General features: G+C 66.6%; 17 protein-coding genes. 10 read left to right on the forward strand and 7 right to left on the reverse strand.

All coding sequences use genetic code 11. The annotated features are described in order from the left end of the window. Positions 1–28 precede the first annotated feature (28 nt). The 3 genes from QGN31_RS19015 to QGN31_RS19025 form a co-directional block, all read right to left on the reverse strand. Entirely contained in the window at positions 29–430 is a 402-nt protein-coding gene (locus QGN31_RS19015) for a hypothetical protein (RefSeq protein ID WP_014941471.1), read from the reverse strand. An 87-nt stretch (positions 431–517) separates the two neighbouring features. Continuing rightward, on the reverse strand, positions 518–1,264 hold the full coding sequence (locus QGN31_RS19020) for an SDR family NAD(P)-dependent oxidoreductase (RefSeq protein WP_014941470.1): 747 nt from the start codon (positions 1,262–1,264) through the stop codon (positions 518–520). 28 nt (positions 1,265–1,292) lie between these two features. Further along, on the reverse strand, positions 1,293–2,615 hold the full coding sequence (locus QGN31_RS19025) for a cytochrome P450 (protein ID WP_158020464.1): 1,323 nt from the start codon (positions 2,613–2,615) through the stop codon (positions 1,293–1,295). A gap of 229 nt (positions 2,616–2,844) precedes the next feature. Here QGN31_RS19025 and QGN31_RS19030 point away from each other — a divergent pair, with 229 nt between their 5' ends. Beyond that, positions 2,845–3,468: a carboxymuconolactone decarboxylase family protein gene (locus tag QGN31_RS19030; RefSeq protein ID WP_043955637.1), complete on the forward strand. Its 624-nt coding sequence runs from the start codon at positions 2,845–2,847 to the stop codon at positions 3,466–3,468. A gap of 94 nt (positions 3,469–3,562) precedes the next feature. Then, positions 3,563–4,156, forward strand: a complete 594-nt coding sequence (locus tag QGN31_RS19035) for a TetR/AcrR family transcriptional regulator (RefSeq protein ID WP_014941467.1) — start codon at positions 3,563–3,565, stop codon at positions 4,154–4,156. Positions 4,157–4,199: 43 nt separating this feature from the next. Here the strand turns inward: QGN31_RS19035 and QGN31_RS19040 are convergent, their stop codons facing one another. Then, the gene (locus tag QGN31_RS19040; protein WP_014941466.1) at positions 4,200–5,408 is read right to left on the reverse strand and encodes a cytochrome P450; all 1,209 of its coding nucleotides are present in this window, start codon (positions 5,406–5,408) and stop codon (positions 4,200–4,202) included. 92 nt (positions 5,409–5,500) lie between these two features. Between QGN31_RS19040 and QGN31_RS19045 the strand changes: the two genes are divergently transcribed. The 3 genes from QGN31_RS19045 to QGN31_RS19055 all read left to right on the forward strand — a co-directional run bounded on the left by QGN31_RS19045 (position 5,501) and on the right by QGN31_RS19055 (position 8,642). Next, entirely contained in the window at positions 5,501–6,343 is an 843-nt protein-coding gene (locus tag QGN31_RS19045; protein WP_043955635.1) for a TauD/TfdA dioxygenase family protein, read from the forward strand. Between the two features lie 464 nt (positions 6,344–6,807). After that, complete coding sequence (locus QGN31_RS19050) at positions 6,808–8,061, forward strand: cytochrome P450 (RefSeq protein WP_162137758.1); 1,254 nt, start codon at positions 6,808–6,810, stop codon at positions 8,059–8,061. Continuing rightward, positions 8,061–8,642: a TetR/AcrR family transcriptional regulator gene (locus tag QGN31_RS19055; RefSeq protein ID WP_014941463.1), complete on the forward strand. Its 582-nt coding sequence runs from the start codon at positions 8,061–8,063 to the stop codon at positions 8,640–8,642. Before QGN31_RS19050 ends, QGN31_RS19055 begins: the two co-directional genes overlap by 1 nt. 5 nt (positions 8,643–8,647) lie before the next feature. Here the strand turns inward: QGN31_RS19055 and QGN31_RS19060 are convergent, their stop codons facing one another. Both QGN31_RS19060 and QGN31_RS19065 read right to left on the reverse strand, forming a co-directional pair. Next, entirely contained in the window at positions 8,648–9,799 is a 1,152-nt protein-coding gene (locus QGN31_RS19060) for an acyltransferase family protein (protein WP_014941462.1), read from the reverse strand. Next, positions 9,796–11,499: a DEAD/DEAH box helicase gene (locus QGN31_RS19065; protein ID WP_014382022.1), complete on the reverse strand. Its 1,704-nt coding sequence runs from the start codon at positions 11,497–11,499 to the stop codon at positions 9,796–9,798. Before QGN31_RS19065 ends, QGN31_RS19060 begins: the two co-directional genes overlap by 4 nt. Before the next feature lie 99 nt (positions 11,500–11,598). Here QGN31_RS19065 and QGN31_RS19070 point away from each other — a divergent pair, with 99 nt between their 5' ends. Further along, positions 11,599–12,201: an LppP/LprE family lipoprotein gene (locus tag QGN31_RS19070; protein WP_043955633.1), complete on the forward strand. Its 603-nt coding sequence runs from the start codon at positions 11,599–11,601 to the stop codon at positions 12,199–12,201. 60 nt (positions 12,202–12,261) lie between these two features. Further along, positions 12,262–15,675, forward strand: a complete 3,414-nt coding sequence (locus QGN31_RS19075) for a TM0106 family RecB-like putative nuclease (RefSeq protein WP_014941460.1) — start codon at positions 12,262–12,264, stop codon at positions 15,673–15,675. Positions 15,676–15,680: 5 nt separating this feature from the next. Here QGN31_RS19075 and QGN31_RS19080 read toward each other — a convergent pair whose 3' ends face one another. Next, entirely contained in the window at positions 15,681–17,681 is a 2,001-nt protein-coding gene (locus QGN31_RS19080; protein ID WP_014941459.1) for an MFS transporter, read from the reverse strand. A gap of 273 nt (positions 17,682–17,954) precedes the next feature. Between QGN31_RS19080 and QGN31_RS19085 the strand changes: the two genes are divergently transcribed. The 3 genes from QGN31_RS19085 to QGN31_RS19095 all read left to right on the forward strand — a co-directional run bounded on the left by QGN31_RS19085 (position 17,955) and on the right by QGN31_RS19095 (position 23,578). Continuing rightward, positions 17,955–18,734 carry a hypothetical protein gene (locus QGN31_RS19085; RefSeq protein ID WP_029385054.1) on the forward strand — a complete coding sequence of 260 codons (780 nt, stop codon included), beginning with the start codon at positions 17,955–17,957 and terminating at the stop codon, positions 18,732–18,734. Between the two features lie 182 nt (positions 18,735–18,916). After that, positions 18,917–22,669 carry a multifunctional oxoglutarate decarboxylase/oxoglutarate dehydrogenase thiamine pyrophosphate-binding subunit/dihydrolipoyllysine-residue succinyltransferase subunit gene (locus QGN31_RS19090; RefSeq protein WP_014941458.1) on the forward strand — a complete coding sequence of 1,251 codons (3,753 nt, stop codon included), beginning with the start codon at positions 18,917–18,919 and terminating at the stop codon, positions 22,667–22,669. Positions 22,670–22,750: 81 nt separating this feature from the next. Beyond that, the gene (locus QGN31_RS19095; RefSeq protein WP_008254671.1) at positions 22,751–23,578 is read left to right on the forward strand and encodes an SDR family NAD(P)-dependent oxidoreductase; all 828 of its coding nucleotides are present in this window, start codon (positions 22,751–22,753) and stop codon (positions 23,576–23,578) included. The last annotated feature ends 57 nt before the right edge of the window (positions 23,579–23,635 follow it).

Here is a 23,635-nt window from a genome sequence, read left to right on the forward strand (position 1 = left end):
AGATTTCGTCTCTATGGATGGCGAGCTGTTATCCGGCCGCCGGTGGTGGCGGTGACTGCAGGTAGACGTCGAGGTGGCAGACTTTGCCGGCAGCGTTGAACTCGAACACGTTCATTGAGTTGACCACCAGCCAGTCGGAGCCGTAGCGGTGTCGCTCCTCGACTTCGAAGTAGACGCGGTGCTCGAGTTCGGCGACCCGTCGCACGGTGGTCTCAAATTCTTGGACGCTGCCGGACCAGCCTTGGATCATTTCGGTGTAGCCGGCCCAGTCCTGGTTGTCGAGGAACGGGCCGGTCCGTGCGAACTCGTCGATCGCGATGAACTCCCCGAGCGGAGCCCAATCTGCGGGCTCTTTGGCGGTGGGCACCAGCTTGACGACGGTGTCCTGGTAGGCGATGACCTTGTTGGCCAAAGGTCCGTACTGGTCCACGATGGGCTCGCTTTCGGTGGGCTGAAGGTGTCACGCCGACACTGTCGGATGGGGTTGCTGTTGGAGTGAGTCGTCCATCCTGTTGCGTTACATGTAGATTCCGCCGTTGACGTTGATCTGTTGGCCGGTGATGTAGCTAGCGTCCTCGGAGCACAGGAACTCACACGCCGCGGCGATGTCGTCGCTGGTGCCGACGCGTTTGAGTGGCAGCATCGCGCCGATGTCGTCCAGGCTTGCCGGTAGCGTGCCGTCGGCTTCGGCCGCCCGCGCCATAGGAGTGTCGACCAGGGCGGGTGGGATCGTGTTCACGGTGATGCCGTTGCCGGCGAATTCGGCGGCCAGCGCCCGGGTCAGCGCGATAACCGCACCTTTGGACGCGACGTAGTCGGCTTGCCCGGGGGCGGCGGCTTGGCCTGCGGCTGAGGAGATGGTGACCACTCGCCCCCAGCCGGCGGCGATCATGTCCGGGATCACGGCCTGCACGCTGTTGAATGTGCCTGTCAGGTTGATGGCCAGGGTGCGATTCCACTGTTCGATACTCAGGTCGGTGAACGGCGCATACGAGGTGATTCCGGCGCTGGTGACCGCGATGTGCACGGGCCCCAGATCGGCGCGTACGGCGTTGACGGCCGCGATGACCGCGGCCCGGTCGGTGACGTCGACCTCGTATCCGCGCGCATCAGATCCGTTGTTCTGCAGGGCATCTACTTGTTGTTTGAGGGTGTCACCGGCCTGATCGAAGAGGGCGACTTTGTGGCCCCGCCGGGCCAGCCGGCCGCTGATCGCCGCCCCGATCCCGGATGCGCCGCCGGTGATCACCGCAACTCTGCTCATGGCTGTCTCTTCGCTTGTCGGGGTCCGGCTACTGCGCGGGGATCAGGATCAGGTGCAAGTTGCTCAGCCCGCGGACGATGAACGTCGGGTCGTAGTCGAAGCGCCGCTGACCGGCCGGACCGTGCACGTCCTCGTCGAGTGAGATGTCGCTGGTGCGGTCAAAGAACCGGTTGAGCGTCACTCGGCCCTCGGCGCGGGCCAGTGGGCCGCCGGGGCAGGAGTGCGCGCCGCGGCCGAACGCGATGTGTTCCCGCACATTGGTGCGGCCCAGCATGCACTGCGCGGGATGCTCGAAGCGGCTTTGGTCGCGGTTGGCTGCCCCGGGGTGAATCATGACGGTGGTGCCGGCCGGGATGGCGACCCCGCCCAGGGTGGTGTCGACGCGGGCCAGCCGGAAATCGCTCATCGTGGGGCTTTCCAGGCGCAGCACCTCTTCGACGAACTCCGGGATCAGCCCGCGGTCGGCGCGCAGCTGCTGCTGAGTGTCCTTGTCTTCGGCCACGATTCGCAGTGCCGCGGCCAGCATCCGCGCCGAGGTGTCTTGTCCGGCGCCGAACAGGAAGGTCGCTGTCCGCACGATGGCATCGAGGTCGGGCAGTGTGCCGTCCTCGTAGGTGGCGCTGGCCAGATGGGTCAGGATGTCATTGCGGGGGTGGGCGCGGCGGTCCTCGATGTAGTGCCCGAACTTCTGATACAGGAACTCCAGCGGGTTGACCGGCAGCGTCTCTTCGCTGCCCACCACGCTGATGGTGCTGCCGGCCAGCACCTGCTGAACTTCGGGGCGGTCCTGTTCGGGGACGCCGAGCAGGTCCGCGATCGCCCATGTGGTGAACGCTTTGCCGTATTCGTTGACCACTTCGCAGCGTCCGCTGTCGATGAAGCTGTCGATGCAGCGATCGGCGATGCCGGCCAGCGCGTCCTCATTTTCTTTGAGCCGGCGCGGGGTGAGCAATTTGCGCAGCAGTCCGCGTTGGGCTTCGTGGTCGGCGCCATCCATCGTGACCATGAACTCGCTGAACGGCCACTGGTTTCGCGACGTGTTGATGACGTCGGTGATATCGCTGACTGCGGCATCAGGTGTCACCACAGGCGGGAACGGGCCACCCACGGCGTTGCACGACGAGTAGGTCTCGGCGTCGCGGTAGACCGCGACCGCTTCCTCGTACCCGGTCACCGCCACCACCCCGGCGTGTGGCACGGCGGCCACCGGACACCGCGAGCGCAGCGCGTCGAAGTACGTGTAGGGATCGGTGACCACCGCGGTGTCGGTGAAGAAGTCGATGTTCGCGACATCGGGCGTCGCGCCGCTCGTCGCTGAAGCCTGACCCGTCTCCGTGCTGGTGGTTTCCACGACATCTACCTCCACATCGACGCGTCACGACCCGAAAAGTTCATACAGATGTATAGCCTATACAGGCGTACAGTGCAAGGGGGTCGCCGGTACGACACACCGCGCATCCCGCTGCCGCGAGGAGAGGCGGCGCTGCGGCGCCAGCTCGTGAACCGATCGCGAAGATGGTTTGTGCACAACAGTTTTCCCACCGTAAGCAATGGTGGGCAACGAATCCGAAGGAGTACTCATGGTCCGGATAGACCCGCTGCCGCGTGATCAGTGGTCACCGCAGATGCAGGAGGCGCTGGGCGAGATGGTGCCCTCGCGGCGGCGCTACCCCCTGACCCGGGAAGGCCGCCCCAGTGGCACCAACATCCTGGGCACGCTCGCGCACCACCCCGCTCTTGCGAAACGCTATTTCGCCCTCAACGGACATCTCTTGCTGGCGACCACGCTCAGCGAGCGGCATCGGGAACTGATCATCATGCGCGCCGCAGTGCTGGCCGGATCGTCGTACGAGTGGGTCCAGCACATCTTATTGGCCCGCGACGCTGGGTTGACCGACCTCGAAATCAGCTGGATTGCTTGGGGTCCCGACGCACCGTTCTGGGATGCCGGCGATGCCGCAGTGCTACGCGCTGTCGACGACCTCGCCCACCATGGCGCTATCGGCGACCAGGCGTGGGGCGATCTGACCGCGCACCTGGACACCGAGCAGATTCTGGATCTGATCTTCACCGCCGGCTCCTACACCCTTCTGGCGTGGATGGTGAACTCCCTACAAACCCCGCTCGATGACGACCTGCGCGCAGCGCTCACCGCGGCCCCGCGACCGGCAGTCGCCGATGACGAGAGCAGGACCGAGCCGTGACCGGTGTCCCGCGCGCATACTGCTGGGCTGTACGGGTGCACAGTAAGCTGCCTGCTAACGCAGTTGCGGTACGACGCGGGTCTAGGAGGTAGGTGTGACCACTGCACGCAAGGGTGCCGGTGCGGCCACGCCCTCCACCCGGGACACAATCCTTGACGGCGTCGAGCGGCTGCTGCTCGATCAAGGACACGCCGGGGTGAGCTACCGCGTGCTGGCCGCCAAGGCCGGGGTGAATCCCAGTCTCGTGCAGTACTACTTCCCCACCCTGGACAGCTTGTTCGTGGCCATGGTGCACCGTCTCATCGAACGCGACATACACCGCTGGAACGACGCCCTGGGCCGCCGGCCCGCTGACCCACTGCGGGTGTTGTGGGAGTACAGCTTCAGCGAAGCGGCCGGCGCGATGAGCACCGAACTGATGGCGTTGGGCAATCACCGCCCGGCGCTGCGCGACGAGATCACCGCCGGCACGCTGCGCATCCGGCACCTTCAACTCGAGGCGTTGCGCGCCAAATACGGAGACACGCTGCTGCTCGACAATCGGTTCTCCCCGGAGGCCATGGTGCTGCTGTTGACCAGCATTCCGAAATATCTCAGTCTCGAAGATGGCATCAACGTCGATATGGGCCACCGCGCGCTGATCGCGGCGTTCGAAAGCTATCTCGGCGCCATCGAGCCGCTCCACTAGTCCGATAGGGCTTGCCGCGCTGGCGTTCTCGGATGCCGCGCAGTCAGGTGACGATCGCGGGCATGGTGTCCCAGCCACGGACCGTCGACGTGCGTGAGCGGCGGGTGCCGGCGTAGTCGATCTCCCAGTGCGGGAACCGTTTCAGCACTTCCTCCAGCGCGATCCGGCCCTCCAGGCGGGCCAGCGGTGCACCCAGGCAGAAATGCGCGCCCCGCCCGAACGTCAAGTGCCCGCCGGGCTTTCGGTGCAGATTGAACCGGTCTGGATCTTCGAAGTGACGCTCGTCGCGGTTGGCCGAGGCCAGCATCAACAGCAGCGCGCTGCCCTCGGGCACCGTCTGCCCATGAAATTCGATGTCGTCGGTCGCGACGTAGCGCGCCACGTGCGGGCCGGGTGGCTCGAAGCGCAGCAGCTCCTCGATCGCACCCGGCACCAACCCGTGATCGGCCGACAACGCGCGCAGCTGATCGGGATGCTCGGCGAGCACCTTGCCCATCCAGCCAAACAGCCGCCCGGTCGTCTCAACACCGGCACCGGCGATCACCGCCAAGAAGATCAGCAACTCACTGGTGCGCAGCCTCCGCGTCGTGCCCGTCTCGTCGTCAAACTCAACGGCCAACAACTCCGTGATCAGATCATCGGAGGGATTCTCTCGGCGCCACGCGACATAGTCGCCAAACATGTCGCCGTCGAAGTAATGGTCTTTGTCCACCGGCAGCGGCTCCCCGGGCCGGTTGCGCAACACCCGGTGAGCCTCCGCGCGTACTGAAGGCTGATCGGCGTGCGGGATGCCGACCAGCATCCCGATCGTTTTCATCGGCAGCTCGCGGCCCAGATCCTGTACGAAATCGAACCGATCACCACCGACTAGCGGATCCAGACAGGCCACGCAGAACGCGCGGATCTTGTCCTCGAGGGCCTTCATCTTCTTCGGTGCGAACGCCCGCCCGACCAGCGCCCGGTGAATCGTGTGCAGCGGTGGGTCTTCGTTGATGAACACCCCCGGGGGCATCACCGGATCGGTCTTGACGACCTCGAGTATATCGCCCTTGGCTGAGCTGAGCCGCTGCGGATCACGCAGTGCAGCATCGACATCAGCGTAGCGGCTCAACGCCCAGAAATCGTGGCGCTCGTTGTACATCAACGGCTGTTCATCACGCAGCCGCTTGTAGGTCGGGTACGGGTCCAGGTCGATCTCGACGTTCCAGGGGTCGTAGTACACGCCGCTGTCGACCCCGTCTCCGATGTTCATCTGTACGACTGTATAGCAATGCTGTACGGTCGTACAGTGTACTGCGATGTTGACGAGTATGCGGTCCCCGCTTGAACATGAAGGAGGGCGTCATGCCGCCAGACCACCAGGCCACCTCGACGACGATCGGGCTGGAACTCACCGGCGTGAGCGCTAGTGATCTCGCCAAACCGCAGGCCGCCGAGAACACCCAGCGCGCTCTTGATGAGCACGGGGTGCTCATCTACCGCGAAGTAAACCTCGACGACGACGAATTACTGGCCTTCAGCCGCCGGCTGGGAACCCTGGTCACGCAGCCCACCGGCGAACATCGCTACCCCGAGATCCAGACCATCACACTGGATCCCACCAAGACCAACGCGCTGCTGGCGTCCTACCGGCAGGGTAACTTTCATTGGCACATCGACGGCGCCACCGACGAAATCCCCCAAAAAGCAACCCTATTGACCGCCCGCGCCGTCGACCCCGCCGGTGGCGACACAGAATTCGCCAACACCTACGCCGCCTATGCCGCACTCAGCGACGACGACAAAACTCAGATCGCCGACCTGCACGTCCGGCACACCTTCGCCCACGCACAGTCGTTGGCCAACCCGGACGCCACCGACGAACAACGTGCCTCCTGGGACCGCGTGCCCTCCCGCACACACCCCCTCGTATGGACACGGCGCAACGGCCGCAAATCACTCCTTCTCGGCGCCACTGCCGCCGAAATTATCGGATGGCCACCCGATAAGAGCCGCGCCCTGCTCGACCGGCTCCTTACATGGTGCACCCAACCGCACTTCACGCTGCGCCACCACTGGCGCGTCGGAGACCTCGTCATGTGGGACAACACCGGAATGCTGCACCGCGCGTTGCCATTTGAGCCGACCTCAATACGACTCATGCACCGCACCACACTGGTCGGCGAAGAACCCGTCTCGACCGCCTAAAGCCGCACCCCGCAAGGTATTGCCTTGGAACAGATTTGGATGACCAGATAGCCGAAGTACCGACGCAAGGTGCGCCAAGCCGCTACTCGAAATAAAGTTTCCGGCGACACTTTGTCAGCCGGCGGACAGCGTTTTCCCCGCCGCTGGCCGGTAGGCAACGACAGCGGAACTCAAGTCGAGGCTAGCTACATCTGACATGGACACACCACGCGGTCAACCGCGAATCCGGCGTGTCACTACAGGCGGGTTTTCGGAGGAAAACGGCGCTGGAAACTTCCGCTGGACCGCTTAGCGGAACTATCTAATTTCTCAACTTTTTGGCGAATTCGCCATTCATTCGCTATTCCTGTGAGAAGTTCGCCACGCAAAATGAGAACCTACAGCTGAGCTGGTGAGCAATGCATGCGCGTTCCGATTGAGCCCGACGGGTTGACAGAGCGCAACTATTGTCGTACGAATGAGACATGGCTGTCGTTATGTCTCACCAAGCACCGGTCGCTTTCCAGCTGGCCACCGCCGACACCTGGCCCAGTCCGTGGCCGATGTACCGCGCCTTGCGCGATCACGACCCGGTGCACCACGTGGTGCCACCCAATCACCCCGAACATGACTACTACGTGTTGTCCCGGCACGCCGACGTGTGGGCCGCGGCCCGCGACCACGAGACTTTCTCCTCCGCCAAGGGCCTGACCGTCAACTACGATGACCTGGAACTAATTGGGCTGCAGGATAATCCACCGTTTGTGATGCAGGATCCACCGGTACACACCGAGTTCCGCAAGCTGGTGTCGCGCGGCTTCACGCCGCGGCAGGTGGAGGCCGTGGAGCCCAAGGTCACCGAATTCGTCGTCGAGCGCATCGAGGGGTTGCGTTCGGCCGGCGGCGGCGACATCGTCGCGGAGCTGTTCAAACCGCTGCCGTCGATGGTGGTCGCGCACTATCTCGGTGTGCCCGAGGAGGACTGGGCTCAGTTCGACGGCTGGACCCAGGCCATCGTCGCAGCCAACACCGCCGAAGGCGGCTTGCAAGGCGGCGTTGCCGGCGCGCTGGAAACCGTCGGCGATGCGGTCGGATCGATGATGACCTACTTCACCGGGCTGATCGAAAGGCGCCGGACCGAGCCCGAGGACGACACCATCTCGCACCTGGTATCCGCCGGAGTGGGCGCCGACGGTGACATCGCCGGCACCCTGTCGATCCTGGCGTTCACCTTCACCATGGTCACCGGCGGGAACGACACCGTCACCGGCATGCTCGGCGGTTCGATGCCGCTGCTGCACGAACGCCCCGACCAACGTCAGCTGCTGGTGGACGACCCCGGCCGCATTCCGGATGCGGTCGAGGAATTGCTGCGGATGACCTCGCCGGTGCAGGGCCTGGCCCGCACGGCGACCCGGGACGTGACCGTGGGCGAGACGACCATCCCGGCTGGGCGCAGGGCGCTGTTGCTCTACGGTTCGGCCAACCGCGACGAACGCCAGTATGGTTCGGATGCAGGCGAACTCGACGTGGCCCGATGCCCCCGCAACATCCTGACTTTCAGCCATGGCGCCCACCATTGCCTGGGCGCCGCCGCCGCGCGGATGCAATCCCGCGTCGCGCTGACCGAGCTCCTGACCCGTTGCCCGAGCTTCGAGGTGGACGAATCCGGCATCGTCTGGGCCGGCGGCAATTACGTGCGCCGCCCGTTGTCGGTGCCGATTCGGATGAAGTCCTGATGCCCGGCAACGACTGGCTGGGTACGCACCGGAGCGAAGCGGCCGCCGACCGGATCCTCGATGCGGCCGAGCAGCTCTACACGCAGCGCGACTCGGACTCGATCGGCATGAACGAAATCGCCCGCGCGGCAGGCTGTTCCCGCGCGACACTGTACCGGTATTTCGAGAACCGCGAGACGCTGCGAACCGCCTACATTCACCGCGAAACCCACCGGCTGGGCCGCAAGATCATCGCGCGCACCGGCGGCATCGAGGACCCGCGCGAACGGCTGATCGCGAGCATTCTCGTCACACTCGAAATGGTTCGCGAAAGCCCCGCGCTGGCATCGTGGTTTGCCACCACCCGCCCGCCGGTGGGTGGTGAACTGGCCGGGCAGTCGGACGTCATCGCGGCCCTGGCGGTGGCGTTCCTGCAGTCGTTAGGACCCGACGATCCCGCCGTCATCGAGCGCCGCGGTCGCTGGATGGTGCGGGTGATCGTTTCGCTGCTGACCTATCCGGGCCGCGACGAAGACGAGGAGCGGGCGATGATCGAGGAATTCGTCGTCCCGATCGTGACGCCGGTTTCCGCCCGGGACTAACCTGCTCAATCCCGCACACGGGTGAACCGGTGCAGCAGCCACGCCAGCGGGATCGTCACCACCAGCGTCGCGACGTACAGGTACAGCATCGAACCGGTATAGACGCGCGCGCCGACGATGTAGTCCATCGCGAATTCCATGGTGATCAGGTGGATCAGGAAGATCTCGTAGGAGATCTCCCCCAGCCATACCATCGGGCGGCTGGCCAAAAGCCGCGAATACCAGCCTTGGGCATCGGGCGCGCCGCCCAGAGCCAGCGGTGCCACCGCCAGCGCGGCGATGACGGCGTAGAAGCACGTCTTGAACAACGCCTCGCTCAGCGTCGCCGGGGACGTCGTGGGCGCGCCGGCGATGGGTGTGGACGCGATGAAGTAGCAGATGACGGCCAGCGGGATGGCCACGAACCCGTAGCCGCGCACGCCCATCTCCTGCAACACGGTGAGCATCATGCCGGCGAGGAACCAGGCCAAATAGGTGGGCAGCCACAGCCGGGCGCCGTCGGGGAACCAGTGGTCGGTGTGCACGAGAACCAGCCACGCCGGGCTGATCAACGCCATCGCCGCCAGGGCGCCCAGCACCAGCTTCGGCTGCCATTGCCGCCGGCATATCAACACCAGCAGCAGGTAGGCCAGCAGCGGGAGGATGACGTAGAACGAGGCCTCCACGGCCAGGCTCCACATCTGGGTCAGCCCCTGGTGCAGATACTTGCCCAGGTAGCCGTTGCAGTAGATCTGGGTCAGCGTCAGGTTGCGCGCCAACCCCAGCCACGAGTGCCCGGGGTTGGGCCCCGCCTCGCGGAAGTGGTACAGCACGTAGGCGAACAACACCGTGACGACGTACGCGGGCATGATGCGCCGAACCCGGTGCCACGCATAGCGACTCAGCGACGGCGGCGGGCCGCCGGTTGCGGCGGACTTCACCCACGGGCGGAACAACAGGTAACCGGACAGCACGAAGAAGATCGGCACCCCGATCTCCATCCGGGAACCGACCAGGCCCCAATAGCCGTGGGTGTATTTGCCGGTGGTGTAGGCCGCGTGGGTGCCGACGACGAGCAGCGCGGCGACGGCCCGGACGCCCGTCAGCGAGGCGACGCGGTCGACGCGCGAGGTCTGCTCGAGTCCGCCCTGGGCGTCCTGTTCTTCGGACAGCGTCATTCGCCGTGTTTCCTGCGCGGTTTCCCGCCGTCCCGGCCGCCGCGGGCCTTGGCTGAGGACCTGTCCGGCTGAAGGTTGATCAACACCCCCGAGATGCGGGTCTGCTCAAGCCTTTTGAACGTCGACTTGGGCAACTTGGCCGGCAGTTCCACCAACGAGAAGTCCGGGCCGATCGCGATGTGGCCGAAGTCGCTGCGATGCAGCCCTCCCTCGTTGGCGATGGCGCCCACGATGGCGCCCGGACCGATCTTGTGGCGCTTGCCCACCGCGATGCGATACGTGGCGAACGGCCGTGTAGACCTTGGCTTTTCGGGGCGGTCGCGGCGCTCGGTGCGCCGCTCGCGACGCTCGGGCGGAGGTTCGGGCGACATCAGGAATTCCTCGCCGTCGCGGGATTGCAGGGCCAGCGCGGCGGCGATATCGGCCATCGGGGTGTCGTGCTCGCGTTCGTAGTCCTGGACCAGCTTGCGGAACAGGTCGATGCCGGGGGCCCCGAGCGCGGTGGTGATCGAATCGGCGAACTTGGCCACCCGTTGCGCGTTGACGTCCTCGACGGTGGGCAAGGCGGTTTCGGTGAGCGTTTGCCGCGTGGCCTTTTCGATCGCCTTGAGCAGGTGGCGCTCTCGCGGCGAAACGAACAGCAGCGCGGTGCCCGAACGTCCGGCCCTGCCGGTGCGCCCGATCCGGTGCACGTACGACTCGGTGTCATGCGGGATGTCGTAGTTGAGCACGTGCGAGATCCGCTCCACGTCGAGTCCGCGCGCGGCCACGTCGGTGGCGACCAGGATGTCGATGCTGCCGTCCTTTAAGGCGGCGACGGTCCGCTCGCGCTGGCCCTGCGGGATGTCCCCGTTGATGGCCGCGGCGGAGAAACCTCGCGCCCTTAGCTTTTCGGCGACTTCCTCGGTGGCCTGTTTGGTTCTGACGAAGACGATCATCGCCTCGAACGGCTCGACCTCGAGGACCCGGGTCAGCGCGTCCATCTTGCGGGGACCGGCGACCTGGATGTAGCGCTGCGAGATGTTCTCGGCGGTCGCGGTTTTCGCCTTGGTGCTGACCTCGAGCGGGTCGTGCAGGTACTTGGTGGTGAGCTTGCGGATCGCGGGCGGCATGGTCGCGGAGAACAGTGCCACCTGCTTGTATTCCGGGGTCTCCGACAGGATGCGATCGACCTCTTCGGCGAAGCCCATGGTGAGCATCTCGTCGGCCTCGTCGAGCACCAGGTAGTCGACGTGGGACAGGTCCAGCGTCCCCCGTTCGAGGTGGTCGATCACCCGGCCGGGCGTGCCGACCACCACGTGCGCCCCGCGCCGCAGCCCGGCCAGCTGCACGCTGTAGGACGAGCCGCCGTAGATCGGCAGCACGTTGATCTTGGGCAGGTGGGCTCCGTACCGGCTGAACGCCTCGGCGACCTGCAGGGCCAGCTCCCGGGTCGGGGCGAGCACCAGGGCTTGGGTGGCGGTGCTGGTGACGTCGATTTTGGACAGGATCGGGATCGCGAACGCGGCGGTCTTGCCGGTGCCGGTCTGCGCCAGCCCGACCACGTCGGAGCCCGCCATCAGCGCCGGGATCGTCGCGGCCTGGATACCGGTGGGTGATTCGTAGCCGACGTCGGCAACCGCCCGCAGCACCGAGGGGTGGATCTGCAGGTCGGCAAACGTCGTAGAGGCAGCCCCGGTCGAGCTGTCTGAGAGGGTCATCGCCCAAGAAGTCTAGTGGTGACCGGCTGTCCGGCGGTCCGCGTGATCATCAGCACAGCCGAGCGGGCCTCGGCCACGCCTGCCACACCCGCGGCGCCGATGACGGTACGGTGCGTCGATGTGTGGTCGCTACCGTGTCGTACCGAGCCACTGACCTGCTCGGCCGCTGTTGCATTGATCGCCGCCACTTTGACCGGCTGCGGTTCAGGAGATTCCACAGTCGCAAAGACACCGCAGGCAAGGACTTCTCAGACCCCGTCGATCACGGCCCCGGCCACGCCATTACCGGCCCTCCAGCCCGGCAACGCGCCACCGACCGATCCATGCGCGGTCAACCTCGCCTCGCCCACCATCGCGAAGGTGGTGTCCGAACTGCCACGCGACCCGCGCAGCCAGCAGCCATGGAATCCCGAGCCGCTGGCCGGCAACTACAACCAGTGCGCGCAGCTGTCGGCGGTGATCATCAAGGCCAACACCAATGCGGTCAGCCCCACCACCCGCGCGGTGCTGTTCCATCTCGGCCAATTCATCCCGCAGGGCGTCCCCGACACCTACGGCTTCAACGGCATCGACCCGGCGCAAACCACGGGCGACACGGTGGCGCTGACCTATCCGGGCGGGATCCAGGGCCTCAACACCCACGTGAAGTTTCATTGGAACGGCAACGCCGTCGAACTGATCGGCAATACGCCCGCGCACTGATCCCGGGCACGCCCGCCCGGCGCGACCATCGTGTCGGAGCCCTGTCCTACAGTGGCTCCAGTGTTCGTGACCGGCGACAGCATCGTTTACAGCGCGTCGGACCTTGCCGCCGCCGCCCGCTGCGAATTCGCGCTGCTGCGGGATTTCGACGCCAAACTCGGCCGCGGGCCGGCGACCGCGATCGAGGACGAACTGCTCACGCGGACAGCCACCCTCGGCGACGAGCATGAGCGGCGCGAGCTCGCCCGATTGCGCGAGCGATTCGGCGATGCCGTCGCGGTCATCGGCCGCCCGGCCTACACACCCGCGGGGCTGGCGGCGGCCACCGACGCGACGCTGCGCGCCGTCGCCGACCACGCCCCCGTGGTGTATCAGGCCGCGATGTTCGACGGCCGCTTCCTCGGATTCGCCGACTTTCTGGTCCGCGACGGCGAGCAGTATCGGGTCGTCGACACCAAGCTGGCCCGCTCCGAAAAGGTGACCGCGCTGTTGCAACTGGCCGCCTACGCCGACGTGCTGGCGGCCTCGGGTGTGCCCGTCGCGCCCGAGGCCGAACTGCGGCTCGGCGACGGAACGGCCGTGCGGCACCGCGTCAGCGACCTGGTCCCGGTCTACCGATTGCAGCGGGTGCGGCTGCAGCGGCTGCTCGACGACCACCATGCGAGCGGCGCCGCGGTGCGATGGGACGACGAAAGCGTGGCCGCCTGTTTTCATTGCCCGTCGTGCATCGAGCAGCTGCGCGCCGCCGACGACGTGCTGTTGGTCGCCGGTCTGCGGGTAAGCCAGCGGGACAAGCTGTTCAAGGCCGGCATCACCACCGTCACCGAACTTGCCGCCCACAGCGGGCCGGTTCCCGAGCTGGCCGCGGGTGTCGTCACCGCCTTGACCACCCAGGCGAAACTGCAAGTGCGCCAACGCGATACGGGCGTTCCGCAGGTCCAGGTCATCGACGCGCAGCCACTGGCGCTGCTCCCCGAGCCGGACCCCGGTGATTTGTTCTTCGACTTCGAAGGCGACCCGCTGTGGACCGCCGACGGCCGCGAGTGGGGCCTGGAATACCTGTTCGGCGTCTTGGAGGCCGGGCCTACGGGCAGGTTTCGCCCGCTGTGGGCGCACAACCGGGCAGACGAACGCAAGGCGCTGACCGATTTCTTGGCGATGGTGGCCAAGCGGCGCAGGCGCCGCCCCAACATGCACATCTACCACTACGCACCCTACGAGAAGACCGCGTTGCTGCGGCTCGCCGGGCGCTACGGCGTCGGCGAGGACGAGGTCGACGAACTGCTGCGCAGCGGCACGCTGGTCGACCTTTATCCGTTGGTGCGCAGGAGCATTCGCGTCGGCGCGGAGTCATTCAGCCTCAAGGCGCTCGAACCGCTCTACATGGGGTCACAACTGCGCGCGGGCGACGTGACCACGGCGACCGGTTCGATCACCTCCTACGCGCGCTATTGCGAACTGCGCGCGGAGGGCCGCGGCGACGAGGCCGCCTCTGTGCTCAAGGAGATCGAGGACTACAACCACTACGACTGCCGGTCGACACAGGAACTGCGTAACTGGCTGATGTTGCGCGCCTACGAATCCGGTGTCGTACCGATCGGCGCCCAGCCCGTCGGCGACGGCAACACCGTCGAGGACCGCGACGAACTGGCGGTGACCCTGGCGGCGTTCACCGGGGCCGCCGGCATCGACGAGCGCACCCCGGAGCAGACGGCGGTGGCGCTGGTGGCCGCCGCGCGCGGCTACCACCGTCGCGAGGACAAGCCCTTCTGGTGGGCGCATTTCGACCGGTTGAACTTCCCGGTCGACGAATGGGCGGATAACACCGACGTGTTCGTCGCTGAGCGCGCGTCCGTCAGCGTCGACTGGCACACACCTCCCCGCGCGCGCAAACCCCAGCGGCGGCTGCAGCTACGCGGCGAACTCGCGCGTGGCGACCTGAAAAGCGACGTATTCGCGCTCTACAACCCGCCGGCGCCGCCGGGCATGACCGACAACCCGGACCGGCGGGCGGCCGGACGCGCCTCGGTCATCGAGGCCGACGATCCGGCGGTGCCCACCGAGGTGGTGGTCGTTGAACGAGTTGGCAGTGACGGCAACACCTTTGACCAATTGCCTTTTGCGCTGACTCCCGGCCCGCCCATCCCCACCACCGCCCTGCGGGAATCGATCGAGGCGACCGCCACCACGGTGGCCGCCGGATTGCCGCAGCTGCCGCACAGCGCCGTGGTCGACGTGCTGCTGCGCCGAGCGCCCCGGACGCGCAGCGCTGATCCCCTCCCGCACGGCGGTGACACCGTCGCCGACATCACCGCCGCGCTACTCGATCTGAACTCGTCGTACCTGGCGGTTCATGGGCCGCCCGGAACCGGCAAGACGCACACCGCCGCCCGGGTCATCCACGACCTGGTTACCCGACACGGCTGGCGCGTCGGTGTTGTCGCGCAATCGCACGCCACCGTGGAGAACCTGTTGGACTGTGTGATCGACGCCGGTCTGGATCCGCAGCGCATCGCAAAGAAGCGCTACGACCGCCAGTCCCCGCGCTGGCGGGAGATCGATGGCGGCGCGTACGCCGCCTTCCTGGCTGACACACCGGGATGTGTGATCGGCGGCACCGCATGGGATTTCGCCAACGCCAATCGGATACCGCCGAAAAGCCTTGACCTGCTGGTGATCGACGAAGCGGGCCAATTCTGTCTGGCCAACACCATCGCGGTGGCCCCGGCAGCTGACAACCTGCTGCTGCTCGGGGATCCGCAACAGTTGCCGCAAGTCAGCCAGGGCACCCATCCAGAGCCGGTGGACACCTCGGCGCTGGATTGGCTGGTCGACGGTCAGCGCACCCTGCCCGAGGAACGTGGTTACTTCTTGGACCGCTCCTACCGAATGCATCCGGCCGTCTGCGCCGCGGTTTCGGCGCTCTCTTATGAGAACAGGCTGCAGTCCGACGACTGCACGGCCGCCCGCCGCCTCGATGGGTATTCACCTGGCGTGCAGCTACTTTCGGTAGAGCACCAAGGGAACTCGACCGAGAGCCCCGAGGAGGCGGCCGCCATCGTCGCCGCGATCGGACAGCTGCTCGGCGCGGCGTGGACCGACGAGCATGGCACCCGAGCCTTGACCGCCGCCGACGTGCTGGTGCTGGCGCCTTACAACGCCCAGGTGGCGCTGCTGCGCCGCCGCCTGACCGCGGCGGCGCTCGGCGGGGTCCGGGTGGGGACGGTCGACAAGTTCCAGGGCGGACAGGCGCCGGTGGTGTTCATCTCGATGACGGTGTCGTCCATGGATGTGGTGCCACGCGGAATCTCGTTTCTACTCAACAGGAATCGGCTCAACGTCGCGGTCAGCCGGGCTCAGTACGCAGCCGTGATCGTGCGCTCGTCGTCACTGACGGAATACTTGCCCGCCACACCAGCGGGCCTGATCGACCTGGGCGCCTTCCTGGCGCTGACCCAACCCGATCTGCGGTAGACCGGCTAACCGCTCGAGGAGTGCCGGCCCGACCCGGTGGGGTCGTCGTCCGGATCGGGACGGTGGTGTTGACCTCGCAGCGATTCGCCTTCGGTGAAATAGTGGCCCGCCGATCCATTGTGGTGGCGACGCGGCGGCCGGGTGAGCCGATCACCCGGTGGCATCGATTTGGGCGGGCGCCGCACCGCCACCTGGCGAAGGCGTTTGCCGCTGTCCACACGAGAACCGTTGTGGGCATAGCCAATTGGTTGGACCTTTGGTTCATCGAATGCGTTGTGCCACGAATCGGCCCGAGGCGGCACTTCGCTACGCCGTGGCTGCGGGGGATCGAGCCGCGGCGGCGCGGGTTGGCTCGACTGCCCGGCGTCGGGTTCGCGCACCAGCACCAATTCGACGTACTCGTCGTCGTCATAGTCGTCGTCGACGACGTCATCGTCGGGCCCGAGCAGATCGTCGCCGCCCCTACCGTTGTCGGTCCACGGCGCAGAGCCGACCAGGAACAGTGCGGCGATGATCCCGAACAATGCGATGAATGCGGGCAACAGAGCCGATTGCGACATCGCGGCCGAGAACGGTTCGCGCAGGAATTCGGGCAGCTGCAACGCCAAGGCACCCTCGTCGGTGGCCCCGCCGGACGGCTGCCGCGGCATCTCGACAGTAATCCGCCAGGTCATGAACGCGGCCATGCCGGCGCTGCCCAGCACCGCGCCCAACTGGCGCACGGAGTTGTATACCGCGGAACCCGCGCCCGCCAGCTCCGGCGGCAAATTCCGCGTCGCGGTGGCGGTCAGCGGTGACCACACGCACGCCATCCCCACACCCGTCGCAAAGAACGGCAACACCAGCCGCCAAATCGGCGTCGTCGGCGACATCTCGAAGGTCAGCCACGTCAGCGCAATCGCCAGCACCGAGAACCCGAAACCGAGCACCGGCAGCGGATGGTATTTGTCGACGATCTTGCCGACGAACGGGGCGAAAACGCCGTTGGCGATCGCCATGGGCGCGATCAGCAGAGCCGAGCGCGTCGGCGAGAGCCCGCACACGGCCTGCGCGTAGAACGTGAGCGGCAACATCATTGCCGTCGCGGCGAAGGAGATGACGGCGACCCCGACGTTGCACACGCTGAAATCGCGGTCACTGAAGATCACCAACGGAATCAGCGGCTCGTGCGCGTTCAGCGACTGCCAGAACGCGAAGGCCGTCATGAATCCGACGCCCGCGACGATCAGCGCCCAAATCCACGGTTGCCAATGTTCGGCCTGCCCCTGTTGCAGTCCGAACACGATCAGGAAGATGCCGATGCCGGACAGCGCGACCCCGATCAGGTCGAAGCGGTGCGACTGGGTGGGCAGCACCGGAATCAGCCAATAAGCCAATCCCAGCCCGATGACACCGATGGGGACGTTGACGAAGAAGATCCACTGCCACCCCAGGCCGTCGACCAGCACCCCGCCGGCCAGCGGGCCGACCAAGCTGGCGACGCCGGCGGTGGCGCCCCACAGGCTGACCGCGACGCCACGCCGCTGCGCCGGGAAGATTCGGGTGATGGTCGACAAGGTCTGCGGAGTGAGCAGCCCGGCGCCGACGCCCTGCACGACGCGGGCCGCGATCAGCATGGTGGCGCTGCCGGCCAACCCGCACCACACCGAGGAGATGGTGAACACCACCAGGCCGAAAAGGTAGAGATTCTTGGGACCGAACCGGTCACCCAGGCGCCCGGCCACCAGCAACACGACCGCATAGCCCAGCAGGTAGGCGCTGGTCACCCAGACCACGGTGTCGTAGCCGATGCGCAAGCTGGCCATGATGGTCGGGTTGGCAATGGCGACGATGGTCGAGTCGACCATGATCATGAAAAAGCCGATCATCATCGCCCACAGCGGGTTCCAGGGGTTCTGCGACTGCGGCGAGCTCTGGGTGAAGAAATCCCAGCGGTGGGCGGACCGCGCCGGCCCGGATCTCGCGCGCCGCGCTCCCCCGGGCGTGCGGGGCGTAGCCGTGGTCATCCACCCCACCTCGTTTCGCTCCCGACGATGCCGTTACGCCGCATCGGCCCGTCCGGTCGATCGGCCTGAACTCCCAGGTCATCGACCGCGCGCGCGGCGAACCGTTCACCACGACGACCGGCCGGCGGCACGGCCGTCGCAGACATCCAGCCTGCATTATTCCCGGCGGCGCAAGAGGGCCGGCAGCCACGGATCCGGTGGGCGTCGATAACGGCGTCAGGATTTGGCGCGGGCACGTTAGCCTGAAAGAACCCCATTTGCAGGAGAGACACTATGCGGGCCCGACGGAACAGGTCGCCGAAGCGGTTATTCACCATGGCCAACGCGGGAGAGGCGCCGACCGGCAAGAACGGTCGACCCAAGATGTCCGCGCGGGCGTTGGCGCAGGTCATCGAGCGCAGCTCGCGGATACAGGGCCCCGCCGCCGAGGCCTATGTGACCCGGCTGCGCAACGCCGATCCCGATGCCAGCCCGGCCGAGATCCTGGCCAAGCTGCAGAAGCGCTACGTGGCCATGGTGACGGCCGGCGGTGTTGCGGTGGGAGCCGCGGCGACCGTCCCCGGAATCGGCACGTTGAGTGCCCTGTCCGCGGCGGCGGCGGAAACGGTGACGTTCCTCGAGGCCACCGCGTTCTTCGTGTTGGCGGTCGCGGTGGTCCACGACATTCCGGCCGATCACCGGGAACGGCGCCGCGCCCTGGTGCTGGCGGTGCTTGTCGGTGACAACAGCGAGCAAGCCGTCACGCAGTTGATCGGTCCGCGGCGCACCAACGGCGGCTGGATCTCCGAGAGCCTGGCCGCGCTTCCGCTGTCGTCGATGTCGGGACTGAACTCGCGGCTGCTCAAGTCGTGGGTCAGGAAGTACACGGTGCGGCGGGGCGCCCTGTTGTTCGGCAAACTGCTGCCGGTCGGGATCGGGGTCGTGGTGGGAGCGGTCGGCAACTACCTCGCCGGCAAGAAGATGGTCCGCAACGCCAACCGGGCGTTCGGCCCCCCACCCGGGCGCTGGCCCCGCGCGCTGCATCTGGTGCCCCCGATCCACGAAGCCGGCTGACCCGCCCCGAGGCCCCGGTCCGCCTGGCAGATTGGTGGCGAGAGGTTAGCCTTTATAGGGCGGCAGCAATGGGTACCGCCATGGATATGAGGTGCTCGGCCCGCCGGGCAGACGAGGGTGCAGGCACCGCGCGATAGCTGCGGTGGCCCTGTAGGACAAAGGGATTGAGGCGAACTGCGGTCGTGAGCAACATAAGTTCACCATTCGGTCAAAACGAATGGCTGGTCGAGGAGATGTACCGCAAGTTCCGCGATGACCCCTCGTCGGTGGATCCGAGCTGGCACGAGTTCCTCGTCGACTACAACCCCGAGCCGACGGGCGAGGCGGCGACGGCCACCCCGACCAGCGGCGATGGCCGGCCGGCCGTGGCCCCCGCCAAGCCGGCCGCAGCGGCCCCCGCCAAGCCGGCCGCGGCGGCCCCCGAAAGCCCCAAGCCCGCGCCCCCCGCCAGCACGGCGCCCCCCGCCAGCACGGCCGCCGGCAACGGGGTCCCGGCGCGCCCCGCGCCGGCGAAGGCCGCCGCCCCCCCGCCGGCCGAAGGCGACGAGTTGCAGACGCTGCGCGGCGCCGCGGCGGCCGTCGTCAAGAACATGTCGGCGTCGCTGGAGGTGCCGACGGCGACCAGCGTGCGCGCCGTTCCCGCCAAGCTGCTGATCGACAACCGGATCGTCATCAACAACCAACTCAAGCGCACGCGCGGCGGCAAGATCTCGTTCACCCACCTGCTCGGGTACGCGCTGGTGCAGGCGATCAAGAAGTTCCCGAACATGAATCGGCACTACGCCGAGGTCGACGGCAAACCCACCGCCGTCACCCCGGCGCACACCAACCTGGGCCTGGCGATCGACCTGCAGGGCAAGGACGGCAAGCGTTCCTTGGTGGTGGCCGGCATCAAGGGCTGCGAGACCATGCGGTTCGCGCAGTTCGTCACCGCCTACGAAGACATCGTGCGGCGGGCCCGCGACGGCAAGCTGACCGCCGAAGACTTTGCCGGCGTGACGATTTCGCTGACCAACCCGGGCACCATCGGCACCGTGCACTCGGTGCCGCGGCTGATGAACGGCCAGGGCGCCATCATCGGCGTCGGCGCCATGGAGTACCCCGCCGAGTTCCAGGGCGCCAGCGAGGAACGCATCGCCGAGCTGGGGATCGGCAAGCTGATCACGCTGACCTCGACCTATGACCACCGCATCATCCAGGGCGCGGAATCCGGCGACTTCTTGCGCACGATCCACGAGATGCTGCTCTCGGATGCGTTCTGGGACGAGATCTTCCGCGAGCTGGGCAACCCGTATCTGCCGGTGCGCTGGAGCACCGACAACCCGGACTCGATCGTCGACAAGACCGCCCGGGTTATGGAATTGATTGCGGCCTACCGCAATCGCGGCCACCTGATGGCCGACATCGACCCACTGCGCTTGGACGGCAGCCGGTTCCGCAGCCACCCCGACCTCGAGATCCTCAACCACGGCCTGACGCTGTGGGATCTCGATCGGGTGTTCAAAGTCAACGGCTTCGCCGGTTCCGAGTACAAGAAGCTGCGCGATGTGCTGGGCCTGCTGCGCGATGCCTACTGCCGGCACATCGGCGTGGAGTACACCCACATCCTCGATCCCGAGCAGCAGGAGTGGCTGCAACAGCGCGTCGAGACCAAGCACGTCAAACCGACGGTGGCCGAGCAGAAGTTCATCCTGAGCAAACTGAACGCGGCCGAGGCCTTCGAGACCTTCCTGCAGACCAAATACGTTGGGCAGAAACGGTTTTCACTCGAGGGGGCGGAAAGCATCATTCCGATGATGGACGCGGCGATCGACCAGTGCGCCGAGCACGGGCTCGACGAGGTGGTCATCGGGATGCCGCACCGTGGCCGGCTCAACGTGCTGGCCAACATCGTCGGCAAGCCGTACTCGCAGATCTTTTCGGAGTTCGAGGGCAACCTCAACCCCGCGCAGGCGCACGGCTCCGGCGACGTCAAATACCACCTGGGCGCCACCGGCGTTTACCTACAGATGTTCGGCGACAACGACATTCAGGTGTCGCTGACCGCCAACCCGTCGCACCTGGAAGCCGTCGACCCGGTGCTGGAGGGCCTGGTGCGCGCCAAGCAGGACCTGCTGGACCGGCGCGCCGAGGACCAGGGGGACGACAAGGCCTTCTCGGTGGTGCCGATGATGCTGCACGGCGACGCGGCGTTCGCCGGTCAGGGCGTGGTCGCCGAGACCCTCAACCTGACCCACCTGCCCGGTTACCGCGTCGGCGGCACCATCCACATCATCGCCAACAACCAGATTGGCTTCACCACCGCGCCGGAGTACTCACGGTCCAGCGAGTACTGCACCGACGTCGCGAAGATGATCGGGGCGCCGATCTTCCACGTCAACGGCGACGACCCGGAGGCGTGCGCGTGGGTGGCCAAGCTGGCAGTCGACTTCCGGCAGGAGTTCAAGAAGGACGTCGTCATCGACATGCTGTGCTACCGCAAGCGCGGGCACAACGAAGGCGATGACCCGTCGATGACCAACCCCGCCATGTACGACGTCGTCGACATCAAGCGCGGGGTCCGGAAGAGCTACACCGAGGCCCTGATCGGCCGCGGCGACATCTCGATGAAGGAAGCCGAGGACGCCCTGCGCGACTACCAGGGCCAGCTCGAGCGGGTGTTCAACGAGGTCCGCGAGCTGGAGAAGCACGGCGCGCTGCCCAGCGAATCGGTGGAGGCCGACCAGATGCTGCCCGCGGGCCTGTCCACCGCGGTGGACAAGGCGTTGCTGGCCCGCATCGGTGACGCGTTCCTGGCGCTACCCGAGGGCTTCACGGCGCACCCGCGGGTGCAGCCGGTCCTGGAGAAGCGCCGGGAGATGGCCTACGAGGGCAAGATCGACTGGGCCTTCGCCGAACTGCTGGCGCTCGGCTCGCTGGTGGCCGAGGGCAAGCTGGTGCGCCTATCGGGGCAAGACACCCGGCGCGGCACCTTCTCGCAGCGCCACTCGGTGATCATCGACCGCAACACCGGCGAGGAGTTCACGCCGCTGCAGCTGCTGGCGACCAACCCCGACGGCACCCCCACCGGCGGCAAGTTCCTGGTCTACGACTCCCCGCTGTCGGAATACGCGGCCGTCGGCTTCGAGTACGGCTACACCGTGGGCAACCCGGACGCGCTCGTCCTGTGGGAAGCCCAATTCGGGGACTTCGTCAACGGCGCGCAGTCGATCATCGACGAGTTCATCAGCTCCGGCGAGGCCAAGTGGGGCCAGCTGTCCAACGTGGTGCTGCTGCTGCCGCACGGCCACGAAGGCCAGGGCCCCGACCACACCTCCGGCCGCATCGAGCGCTTCCTGCAGCTGTGGGCAGAGGGTTCGATGACGATCGCGATGCCCTCCACGCCGTCCAACTATTTCCACTTGTTGCGCCGGCACGCCCTCGACGGGGTGCAGCGCCCGCTGATCGTGTTCACGCCCAAGTCGATGCTGCGCAACAAGGCGGTGGTCAGCGACGTCAAGGACTTCACCGAGATCAAGTTCCGCTCGGTGCTCGAAGAGCCGACCTACGAGGACGGCATCGGCGATCGCAGCAAGGTCAGCAGGGTCCTGCTGACCAGCGGCAAGCTCTACTACGAGTTGATGGCCCGCAAGGCCAAGGACAACCGGGACGACGTGGCGATCGTGCGGATCGAGCAGCTCGCCCCGCTGCCGAAGCGCCGGCTGGGCGAAACGCTGGACCGCTACCCGAGCGTCCAGGAGTACTTCTGGGTTCAGGAAGAGCCGGCCAACCAGGGCGCGTGGCCGCGCTTCGGCCTGGAATTGCCCGAGCTGCTGCCCGACAAGCTGACCGGGCTCAAGCGGATTTCCCGCCGGGCGATGTCGGCCCCGTCGTCGGGCTCGTCGAAGGTGCACGCCGTCGAGCAGCAGGAGATCATCGACACGGCCTTCGGCTGATTCGCCGTTCACACCCGAAGAAAGTGGGACCGCCGGTACCGGCTAGCCTCGACGCAAACGGGCCGACTAGGAAGGGTGCTCATGCAAGGATTCGCCGGCAAGGTCGCGGTGGTGACGGGCGCGGGTTCGGGTATCGGGCAGGCGCTGGCCGTCGAGTTGGGGCGCTCGGGGGCCAAGCTGGCCATCAGCGACGTCGACCTCGAAGGGCTGGCCCAGACCGAGGAGCAGCTGAAGGCGATCGGCGCCCAGGTCAAGGCGGATCGCCTCGACGTGACCGAACGCGAAGCGTTCCTGGCCTACGCCGACGCGGTCAAAGAGCACTTCGGCACGGTCAACCAGATCTACAACAACGCCGGGATCGCCTTCACCGGCGACGTCGAAGTCAGCCAGTTCAAGGACATCGAACGCGTGATGGACGTCGACTTCTGGGGCGTGGTCAACGGCACCAAGGCGTTCCTCCCGCACCTGATCGCCTCCGGCGACGGGCACGTCATCAACGTCTCCAGCGTGTTCGGGCTCTTCTCGGTGCCGGGGCAGGCGGCCTACAACTCGGCCAAGTTCGCCGTCCGCGGCTTCACCGAGGCGCTGCGCCAGGAGATGGTGGCCGCCGGCCACCCGGTGGCGGTGACCACGGTGCACCCGGGCGGCATCAAGACCGCGATCGCCCGCAACGCCACCACCGCCGAGGGCCTCGATCAGGCCGAGCTGGCCAAGTTGTTCGACAAGCGGCTGGCCAAGACCACCCCGCAGCGCGCGGCCCAGATCATCCTCGACGCGGTGCGCAAGAAGAAGGCGCGGGTGCTCGTCGGCGCGGACGCCAAGGTGTTGGACATCTTGGTGCGCCTGACGGGTTCGGGGTATCAGCAGCTGTTCGGCCCCGTCATGGGCCGGCTGCTGCCCAAGCAGTGATCGATCTCTCAGTGTGACGGGCGCGCGCGTTCACCGTTTCGCCCTGCGCTAGCCACC

This window comes from Mycobacterium sp. 2-64 (assembly GCF_035918375.1).
GTDB classification, from domain to species: domain Bacteria; phylum Actinomycetota; class Actinomycetes; order Mycobacteriales; family Mycobacteriaceae; genus Mycobacterium; species Mycobacterium intracellulare.

What these genes read in the sequence shown, in the direction of transcription:
- QGN31_RS19020 (WP_014941470.1), bottom strand. Translation starts at nt 1,264, where the DNA reads ATGAGCAGAGTTGCGGTGATCACCGGCGGCGCATCCGGGATCGGGGCG.
- QGN31_RS19030 (WP_043955637.1), top strand. Translation starts at nt 2,845, where the DNA reads ATGGTCCGGATAGACCCGCTGCCGCGTGATCAGTGGTCACCGCAGATG.
- QGN31_RS19040 (WP_014941466.1), bottom strand. Translation starts at nt 5,408, where the DNA reads ATGAACATCGGAGACGGGGTCGACAGCGGCGTGTACTACGACCCCTGG.
- QGN31_RS19045 (WP_043955635.1), top strand. Translation starts at nt 5,501, where the DNA reads ATGCCGCCAGACCACCAGGCCACCTCGACGACGATCGGGCTGGAACTC.
- QGN31_RS19050 (WP_162137758.1), top strand. Translation starts at nt 6,808, where the DNA reads ATGGCTGTCGTTATGTCTCACCAAGCACCGGTCGCTTTCCAGCTGGCC.
- QGN31_RS19055 (WP_014941463.1), top strand. Translation starts at nt 8,061, where the DNA reads ATGCCCGGCAACGACTGGCTGGGTACGCACCGGAGCGAAGCGGCCGCC.
- QGN31_RS19060 (WP_014941462.1), bottom strand. Translation starts at nt 9,799, where the DNA reads ATGACGCTGTCCGAAGAACAGGACGCCCAGGGCGGACTCGAGCAGACC.
- QGN31_RS19065 (WP_014382022.1), bottom strand. Translation starts at nt 11,499, where the DNA reads ATGACCCTCTCAGACAGCTCGACCGGGGCTGCCTCTACGACGTTTGCC.
- QGN31_RS19070 (WP_043955633.1), top strand. Translation starts at nt 11,599, where the DNA reads ATGACGGTACGGTGCGTCGATGTGTGGTCGCTACCGTGTCGTACCGAG.
- QGN31_RS19080 (WP_014941459.1), bottom strand. Translation starts at nt 17,681, where the DNA reads ATGACCACGGCTACGCCCCGCACGCCCGGGGGAGCGCGGCGCGCGAGA.
- QGN31_RS19085 (WP_029385054.1), top strand. Translation starts at nt 17,955, where the DNA reads ATGCGGGCCCGACGGAACAGGTCGCCGAAGCGGTTATTCACCATGGCC.
- QGN31_RS19095 (WP_008254671.1), top strand. Translation starts at nt 22,751, where the DNA reads ATGCAAGGATTCGCCGGCAAGGTCGCGGTGGTGACGGGCGCGGGTTCG.